The following is a 2,706-nucleotide window of genomic DNA, read 5'->3' on the forward strand; positions in this document are numbered from 1 at the left end:
CGATAAATCCGATCTTGATGCATAATCGGTGTTTCGTGGGTGCCTTTCTCTTCCATGACTTTGTAAAGGCCGATACAGTAAACTGGGAAGAAAGGAATAACGGAACTTGCTTTAGTAGTAACGGCAGTGGCAACCACAATCAGGGCTTTGCCGTTAATATCAGTCAATAATTCATTAATAGCATTCGCCTTTTCATCACAATCTGCTTTAGCGCGGCCAAGTGTACCGCCGCCATAGTAATCGTGGTTCAGTTCAGTTCCTAAGTAAGAATAATTAGTTGTGAGAACTCCATCCGCCAACACGTCGGCCTCTTTTAGGGCTTCCATCCATAGTTGCCAGTCTTCTCCACCCATTACTTTGACGGTATCATGGATTTCTTGTTCAGTTGCAGGTTCCAGCGTTACAGTATAGAAAGTCTGCTCTTGCATATTGATATTAGGGCCAACAACTGGCTCCCCAATGGCTTTAATGGAAGATGTATAAGTCTCTCCAGTATCAGGATCGGTTCTTCTACCGCTTGCCAAACTGTAAACAACTAAGTCTACTTTGCCGCCAAATTCATTCTTTATATAATCGATGACTTCTTGCTTACTCTCATGGCTGAAGGCGTCTTGCACAAAGTTTTTAGCAATCAGACCTTCTTTTTCAGCAGCTTCTCGAAAAGCAATGTTGTTGTACCAGCCAGCTGTCCCTAGATTTCTTTCGTTCTTTGGTCCTTTTTCAAAAGAAACGCCGATCGTATCTGCTCCCGCGCCGAAAGCCAAGTTGATCCGAGTGGCTAAACCATAGCTTGATGATGCGCCAATGATCAATACTTTTTTTGGACCTTGGTAAGTCCCTTTGTTTTTCACATAGTCAATTTGATTCACTACTTCCTGTTTGCATCCAAGTGGATTGATACCTAGGGCTACGTTTCCCCGTATATTTTGGTTAAATTTCAACATAATTTATATTCCTCCTTTTCATCGTTATAGGAATATAATATCAGAAAAAGCATCTTAAGCATAAGTTATCTACTAAAATTTCAATTTTTAAACAAATAAAGTAAGTGCCCGACCTACTCAAACGGTCACCTTGGCTGAAGATTTGATAAAATCATTGATTTAATTGGAAATGAGTTAATTATAGTAAAAATTAAAAATGAGGAGGAACAGTAATGAATATTTACCCAATCAAGGCCTTTTCTGACAATTATATTTGGATGATTGAAGAAGGAACAGAAGCAGTGGTAGTCGACCCAGGAGAAGCTGAAGGTGTGATGGATTACCTGGAAGAACAGCAGCTGAATTTAACTGCCATTCTTTTGACCCATAACCACGAGGACCATATCGGTGGAGTAAAAGAAATCTTAGCGAAATACCCGGATACACCCGTTTATGGACCAGAAGAAACTGTACCCTTAGCTAATCGCATTGTTCAAGAAGGAGAAAGTTTCAAGTTATTGGGTCGAAATTTTCAAGTCATCAAAACAGGAGGGCATACTCATGGGCACATTAGTTTCTTAATGGGAGAGAAAGCTCTATTTTGCGGAGACGCCTTGTTCTCCGCAGGCTGCGGCCGAGTGTTCACTGGAGATTACCAAGCCCAATACGATGCCTTGCAGAAATTCAAACGCTTAGATGATGAAATACAAGTTTATGCAGCTCATGAATATACGCAAACGAATCTACATTTTGCCCATTCTGTGCAGCCGTCTAACAAAGCAATTTCTGAAGCATTAGATCAAGTCAATGATTTGCGTGCAAAAGAAGAGCCCACTTTACCGTCAACCATTGGCCGGGAGAAAAAAATCAATTTGTTTCTTCAGGCAGAGACATCGGAAGATTTTGTAGCCTTGCGCAAAGCACGTGATGATTTCTAAAGAGATATAGAAAAACGGATGAAAATGAGTAGATTTTTTAGTATGTTAAAATGTAATCTTAATTGAGCAATCCTGAACCATATCCTATTTTCTCAAATCTGACAGCTGAAACTTTTTTTTATCAATGCGATTCATTAGTCTAAAAGCCAAAAGAGATTTATACTATTAGTGAAAGAATTCATGGGATAGTAGGTGTATTTTTAAGTTATCAATAAAAAATTGTAAAGGAGAGAGTAGAAATGAACCATGAAGAAAAAATTCAGGTTTTAAAAGACATCGTTCAAATCAAATCTGTCAATGAAAATGAAGAGGAAGTTGCCAATTATTTGAAAGACTTGTTTAAAAAACACGAAATCGATTCAACGTTGGTCAACTATTCTCCAGGTCGCAGCAGTTTAGTTGCTGAACTAAGCAATGGAGAAGGTAGAGTATTAGGATTTACTGGACACATGGATGTGGTGGATGCAGGCGACGAATCTCAATGGACCTATCCTCCGTATGAAGGGCATATAGAAGGAAATAAAATGTATGGCCGCGGAACAACAGATATGAAGAGTGGGCTAGCTGCTATGGCAATTGCGATGATTGAATTGAAAGAAAAGAACACACCAATTAACGGGAAAATTAAGCTTCTTGCAACGGTTGGAGAAGAAATCGGCGAACTAGGCTCACAGCAATTAACTGAAGAAGGATATGCAGATGACTTAGATGGTTTGATCATTGGAGAACCATCTAATTACAATCTTGTTTATACTCATATGGGATCCATTAATTACTCAGTCGTATCCCACGGGAAATCAGCACACAGCTCAATGCCCAAAGAGGGAATTAATGCCATTAATCAT

The 2,706-nt window shown here is 39.4% G+C and carries 3 protein-coding genes; 2 read left to right on the top strand and 1 reads right to left on the bottom strand.

Going from position 1 to position 2,706, the window contains the following annotated elements; translation table 11 throughout:
• Positions 1-944 (bottom strand): enoyl-[acyl-carrier-protein] reductase FabV (locus tag RT405_RS05720; protein ID WP_313468317.1); only part of this gene is annotated, 944 nt, incomplete at its 3' end.
• A 212-nt stretch (positions 945-1,156) separates the two neighbouring features.
• Between RT405_RS05720 and gloB the strand changes: the two genes are divergently transcribed.
• Positions 1,157-1,861 (top strand): hydroxyacylglutathione hydrolase, encoded by a 705-nt coding sequence (gloB, locus tag RT405_RS05725; protein WP_313468319.1) that lies wholly within the window; start codon positions 1,157-1,159, stop codon positions 1,859-1,861.
• Positions 1,862-2,100: 239 nt separating this feature from the next.
• The coding region (locus RT405_RS05730; protein WP_313468321.1) for an ArgE/DapE family deacylase at positions 2,101-2,706 on the top strand (606 nt) is incomplete at its 3' end.

It is taken from the genome of Carnobacterium sp., from assembly GCF_032094055.1.
Taxonomy (GTDB): domain Bacteria; phylum Bacillota; class Bacilli; order Lactobacillales; family Carnobacteriaceae; genus Carnobacterium_A.

Bases quoted from the DNA above. Each gene is read 5' to 3' on its own strand.
- gloB (WP_313468319.1), top strand. From the start codon at position 1,157: ATGAATATTTACCCAATCAAGGCCTTTTCTGACAATTATATTTGGATG.